Origin of the sequence: Streptomyces sp. NRRL WC-3549 (assembly GCF_000721935.1) — a bacterium.
Classification (GTDB): domain Bacteria; phylum Actinomycetota; class Actinomycetes; order Streptomycetales; family Streptomycetaceae; genus Streptomyces.
On sequence record NZ_KL585381.1, the window covers coordinates 267913 to 273368 of the forward strand.

5 protein-coding genes are annotated in these 5456 nt (G+C 71.4%); 4 read left to right on the forward strand and 1 reads right to left on the reverse strand.

What is annotated here, in order from left to right; all coding sequences use genetic code 11:
• Window positions 1–229: 229 nt before the first annotated feature.
• The 3 genes from IH13_RS0101490 to IH13_RS0101500 are packed head-to-tail and all read left to right on the forward strand — an operon-like array spanning window position 230 to window position 3146.
• Window positions 230–1150, forward strand: coding sequence for a DUF5819 family protein (locus IH13_RS0101490; RefSeq protein ID WP_031080349.1), 921 nt, complete (start codon window positions 230–232; stop codon window positions 1148–1150).
• A gap of 23 nt (window positions 1151–1173) precedes the next feature.
• A complete protein-coding gene (locus tag IH13_RS0101495) occupies window positions 1174–2418 on the forward strand; it encodes an HTTM domain-containing protein (RefSeq protein WP_234433185.1) in 1245 nt (414 codons plus the stop codon).
• Window positions 2415–3146 carry a TrmH family RNA methyltransferase gene (locus tag IH13_RS0101500; RefSeq protein ID WP_031080358.1) on the forward strand — a complete coding sequence of 244 codons (732 nt, stop codon included), beginning with the start codon at window positions 2415–2417 and terminating at the stop codon, window positions 3144–3146. Before IH13_RS0101495 ends, IH13_RS0101500 begins: the two co-directional genes overlap by 4 nt.
• Before the next feature lie 61 nt (window positions 3147–3207).
• Here the strand turns inward: IH13_RS0101500 and paaN are convergent, their stop codons facing one another.
• Window positions 3208–4908 carry a phenylacetic acid degradation protein PaaN gene (paaN, locus tag IH13_RS0101505; protein WP_031080359.1) on the reverse strand — a complete coding sequence of 567 codons (1701 nt, stop codon included), beginning with the start codon at window positions 4906–4908 and terminating at the stop codon, window positions 3208–3210.
• A 122-nt stretch (window positions 4909–5030) separates the two neighbouring features.
• Here paaN and IH13_RS0101510 point away from each other — a divergent pair.
• On the forward strand, window positions 5031–5456 hold a 426-nt coding region (locus tag IH13_RS0101510; protein WP_031080361.1), incomplete at its 3' end, for a TetR/AcrR family transcriptional regulator.

Below are 5456 nucleotides of genomic sequence, written 5' to 3' on the forward strand. Positions count from 1 at the left end.
TCGTCGGCGGCCACCGCGGCGTCGAACGCCGCTGCTTCCCCCTCGTCCGCCGCCTGCGTCGCGCCGGGCGCTCCTTGCGCTGTCCGGCCCGCAGTCACTGCCACCATGCCAGGCTCCCTACCGACCGATCGTTCGGTTCACTTGGGTTCAATGGTGAGTCGCGGGGCCGTAGGGTGTCAACCCTGTGGATAACTGACCGGTGATCGACGGTGAGCGGGGCGGGGCGCGGATGGATGCGGACCACGGTGGACGGGCCGCCGGCGAGAGGGAACCGGTCTGGCCAAAGGTGACGGCCCCCCCGCCCGCCGGGCTCCAGGCCTCCCGCGGCCCAGACACCGGCGACCCGTCGACCCACATACCCGGCGCCCGGCCGGAGAGCTCACCCGAGGCGGACCCGGCCGGGGACGACGGCACAGCCGCGTTTCCGCGCTCGGCGTCCGAGGCCCAGGGGCAGTCCGCACCCGCCGGGCCCGGACCGGGCGGCGGCATAGCCGCCCTCTCGCTCCCGTACCAGGTCGTCGCCGCGCTGGCGCTGTCCGTCATCGCCCTGCTGGCCTGCGGACACCTGGCCATGGTGTTTCTCCACGTCGCCCCCGCCAACACCCTGACGAAGCAGCACGGCGAGGCGGTCGACGACTGGATCTACCCCGAGTTCGAGCAGAACTGGAAGCTGTTCGCCCCCAACCCGCTGCAGCAGAACATCGCCGTGCACGTGCGGGCGGAGGTCGCGGGCGCGGACGGCCGCCACACCACGCGCTGGATGAGCCTCTCCCACGAGGACGGGAAGGCGATCCGCGGGAATCTCCTCCCCAGCCACGTCCACCAGAACGAGCTCCGGCGCGCCTGGGACTTCTACACCGGGTCCCACGACGACGAGAACCGTCCCAACGGCCTGCGCGGGGAACTCTCCGAGCGGTACATCCGCCGCATCGTGATGCTGCGCCTCTCCGAGCACGACTACGGCGGCACCGTCGAACGCGTCCAGATCCGGTCCGCGGTCACGGCCGTCGGCGCGCCGGCCTGGAGCGACGAGAAGGTCAACACCCAGGCCACCTACCGGATGCTCCCGTGGTGGACCGTGACTCCGGCCGATCTCCCCGGAGGCCCGGAGCGGGAGCGGACGTCAGCCGGTGCGGAGGTGGCCGAGTGAGTGCTCCTGGCAGGAACGACGACATGGTCCAGCGCGTCGACCGCTCGCTCGCCCGGGCCGTCCAGCGTGTCACCGCGACTCCGCTCGGCCGGTACCAGAGCGCGGTGCTCCGCATCGGTGTCTCGGCCACCTACCTGCTGTTCCTTCTGCGCGAGCTGCCGAACCGTCGTGAGCTGTACGGCCCCGACGGCCCGTGGCACTGGGACATGGCGCGCAGGCTCCTCGCCGACAACGACGCGTTCACCGTCCTCATGTGGTCGGACAGCGCGATCTGGTTCGAGGCCGTGTACGCGCTCACGCTGGTATCGGCCGGGCTCCTGATGGTCGGCTGGCGTACGCGTGCCACCTCCGTGCTGTTCATGGTCGGTGTGCTCTCCCTGCAGAACCGCAGCATCTTCATGGGCGACGGCGGGGACAACGTCATCCACCTGATGGCGGTCTACCTGGTGCTGACCCGCTGTGCGCGGGTCTGGTCCCTGGACGCCCGCAGGGAGGCCCGGAACGCCGTGCGGGTCGCCGAAGGCGGCCGGCCGGCCCGGGACGTCGTCGGCCCCGTCCTGTGGGCCCTGCTCGGCTGCGTCCTGCTGCCGGCCACGTGGGCGGACGGCCTCGGGGGGACCTGGTGGCTGCCCGCCCTTCTGTGGATCCTGTGGCTGGGGAACGGCGCCTGGTGGGCCCTGCACCGCTCGTCGGCGGCGCGTGAGCCGCGCGTACTCCTCGACGTCCTCGCCAACCTCGCCCACAACGCCGCGCTCCTCGTGATCATGGCCGAGGTCTGTCTCATCTACGCCACCGCCGGCTGGTACAAGATCCAGGGCTCCCGCTGGCAGGACGGCACCGCGCTCTACTACCCGCTCAAGCTGGACTACTTCTCGCCCTGGCCCGGGCTCTCGGGGCTGCTCGCGTCCAGTGCGCTGATGGTCATGGTGCTGACGTACGTGACGGTGATCGTGCAGGTCGCCTTCCCGTTCACGCTGTTCAACCGCAAGGTCAAGAACGTCCTGCTCGTCTTCATGATCGGTGAGCACGCCGGTATCGCGGTCCTGCTCGGCCTGCCCTTCTTCTCGCTGGCGATGATCGCCGCGGACGCCGTCTTCCTGCCGACGGGCTTCCTGGTGTGGCTGGGCGGCCGGGTGGTGCGCGGCCGGCGGGCCCTGTTCTCACGGGCGAGGGGCGGCGTCGGGGTGCCCGGGCCGCGACGCCCCGACGGCGACGCTCGGGAGGCCCCTCCGCACGCCGACGGTGCCGGCCATACGCTCGTCGGGTGACCAGCGAGACCGGCAGTACACAAGACCAGCCAGGGACGGCCGACACGGCCGGGACCACAGCGGCGTCCGACGCGTCGGCGGAGCCCGCCCAGTACGACGACGGCTACGGGAACGAGATCGGCGTCGGGCCGCACCCCCTGCCCTGGCCGGAGGGGGAGCGCTACGACCCGGAGCTGCTCGCCCACGGTGACCGCCGCAACGTGGGCGACGCGTACCGGTACTGGACGCGGGAGGCGATCGTTGCCGATCTCGATCCGCGACGTCACGACTTCCACGTGGCGGTGGAGAACTGGGGGCACGACTTCAACATCGGCTCGGTGGTGCGGACCGCGAACGCCTTCCTCGCCAAGGAGGTCCACATCGTCGGACGGCGGCGCTGGAACCGGCGCGGAGCCATGGTCACCGACCGCTACCAGCATGTGCGTCACCACCCGGACACGGCGGACCTGACCGCGTGGGCGGCCGCCGAGGGGCTGCCCGTCATCGGGATCGACAACCTGCCGGGAGCCGTGCCGCTGGAGCGGACGGAACTCCCACGGCGCTGTGTACTGCTCTTCGGGCAGGAGGGGCCCGGGCTGACGGAGGAGGCGCGCGCGCACGCCTCGATGGTCTGCTCGATCGCGCAGTTCGGTTCGACGCGGTCGATCAACGCGGGCGCGGCGGCAGCCATCGCGATGCACGCGTGGGTGCAGCGGTACGCGGACATCCCGGCCCCGCAGGCCCGCTGACCGGCTGATCGGGTGACCGGGTGGCCGGGGTGCCCGGCCCCGGCCACCCCGGCGAGGGACGTCAGGCCTGCCGGCGCACCTCGACCACCCGGAACCGGTTGGACACGAAGGCCCCGTCGCACAGCGCCGCGTTGGCCGCCGGGTTTCCGCCCGAACCGTGGAAGTCGGAGAAAGCCGCTGTCTGGTTGACGTACACCCCGCCCGTGAGGTTCAGGGAGAGCTGGGCGGACTCGTCGAAGCAGACCTCCTCCACCGCCCGCTCCACGTCCGGGGAGGTCGTGTAGGCGCCGACCGTCATCGCGCCCTTCTCCCGGATGGTGCGGCGGAGCAGGTCCAGGGCGTCGTCGGTCGAGTCGACGGCGACCGCGAACGAGACCGGGCCGAAGCACTCGGAGAGGAAGGGAGCCCCCTCGTCGGGCTTGGCGGCGTCGAGCTTGACGACGACCGGTGTACGCACCACCGCGTCCGGGAAGTCGGGGTTGACGACGGCGCGCGAGGGGAGCGCCACTTCGCCCAGTCCTTCCGCGGCTTCGAGGCGGGCCTTCACGTCCGGGTTGACCAGCGCGCCGAGCAGGCCGTTGGCCCGTGCGTCGTCGCCGAGGAGCCCGCCGACCGCCTCGGCGAGGTCCGAGACCACCTCGTCGTAGGACTTGGAGCCCGCGTCGGTGGTGATACCGCCCCTGGGGATGAGCAGGTTCTGCGGGGTGGTGCACATCTGGCCGCTGTAGAGGGAGAGCGAGAAGGCCAGGTTGGAGAGCATGCCCCGGTAGTCGTCGGTGGAGTCGACGACGACCGTGTTGACGCCCGCCTTCTCCGTGTAGACCTGGGCCTGTCGTGCGTTGGCCTCCAGCCAGTCCCCGAAGGAACTGGAACCCGTGTAGTCGATGATCTTGATTTCGGGGCGCACGGCCAGGGACTTGGCGATGCCCTCGTCCGGCCGCTCCGCCGCCAGCGCGACGAGGTTCGGGTCGAAGCCCGCCTCGGCCAGGACCTCGCGTGCCAGACGGACCGTGAGGGCGAGCGGCAGGACCGCCCGGGGATGCGGCTTGACCAGGACCGGGTTACCGGTCGCCAGCGAGGCGAAGAGACCCGGGTAGCCGTTCCACGTGGGGAAGGTGTTGCAGCCAATCAGGAGGGAGACGCCGCGGCCGGCCGCCGTGTACGACTTGTGCAGCCGGAGCGGATCGCGCTTCCCCTGGGGCTTCGACCAGTCTGCGGCGCGCGGGGTACGCGTCTGCTCCGCGTACGCGTACGCCACCGCCTCCAGACCGCGGTCCTGGGCGTGGGGGCCTCCGGCCTGGAACGCCATCACGAAGGCCTGCCCGCTGGTGTGCATCACGGCGTGGGCCAGCTCGTGGGTGCGGGCGTTGATCCGGGCGAGGATCTCCAGGCAGACCAGGGCCCTGGTCTCCGGCCCCGCCGCGCGCCAGGAACCCATGGCCGCCGCCATCGCCGGGAGCAGGACGTCGGGATCGGCGTGCGGATACTCGACGCCGAGCTCCGGCCCGTACGGCGACACCTCGCCGCCGGTCCAGCCGTCCGTGCCGGGCTGACCGAGGTCGAGCCGGGTGTGCAGCACGGAGTCGAAGGCGGACTTGCCCTCCGCCGGACCGAGGCTGCCGGGCACGCCGCCCTCGCCGTAGGCCTTCGGGTGCTCGGGGTGCGGGGACCAGTACGCGCGTGTGCGGATCGCTTCGAGTGCCTGGTCGAGTGTCGGACGGTGGGTCTCGGACAGCTTCTCGGGGGAAAGCGCGGCGGCCATGACGGACCAACTCCTCGTCGAGCCGGGCAGGGACTAGCGGACGGAGTCAGAGTAACCGAACGATCGGTCGGGACAAGGGGCCCGGAGGATCTGTGGACAACTCATGGGGGAGGATCGCGGTCATGACCACGGCCAAGCGGGACACATACACACCGGAAACCCTCCTCGCCGTCGCCGTCCACGTCTTCAACGAACGCGGCTACGACGGCACGTCCATGGAGCACCTCTCCCAGGCGGCGGGCATCTCCAAGTCGTCGATCTATCACCATGTGGCGGGCAAGGAAGAACTGCTCCGCCGTGCGGTGAGCCGGGCCATCGACGGGCTGTTCGGCATCCTTGACGAGCCCGGCGCGCAGCGGGGGCGGGCCGTCGCACGGATCGAGTACGTCACGCGCCGCACCGTCGAGGTGCTGATGGACGAGCTCCCCTACGTCACGCTGCTGCTGCGGGTCCGCGGCAACACGCAGACCGAGCGCTGGGCCCTGGAGCGGCGGCGTGAGTTCGACCAGCGGGTCGCCGGGCTGCTGGAGGCCGCTGTGGCGGACGGC

Excerpts from the sequence above, each read along its gene's own strand:
- IH13_RS0101490 (WP_031080349.1), top strand. The coding sequence starts at position 230 with ATGGATGCGGACCACGGTGGACGGGCCGCCGGCGAGAGGGAACCGGTC.
- IH13_RS0101495 (WP_234433185.1), top strand. The coding sequence starts at position 1,174 with ATGGTCCAGCGCGTCGACCGCTCGCTCGCCCGGGCCGTCCAGCGTGTC.
- paaN (WP_031080359.1), bottom strand. The coding sequence starts at position 4,908 with ATGGCCGCCGCGCTTTCCCCCGAGAAGCTGTCCGAGACCCACCGTCCG.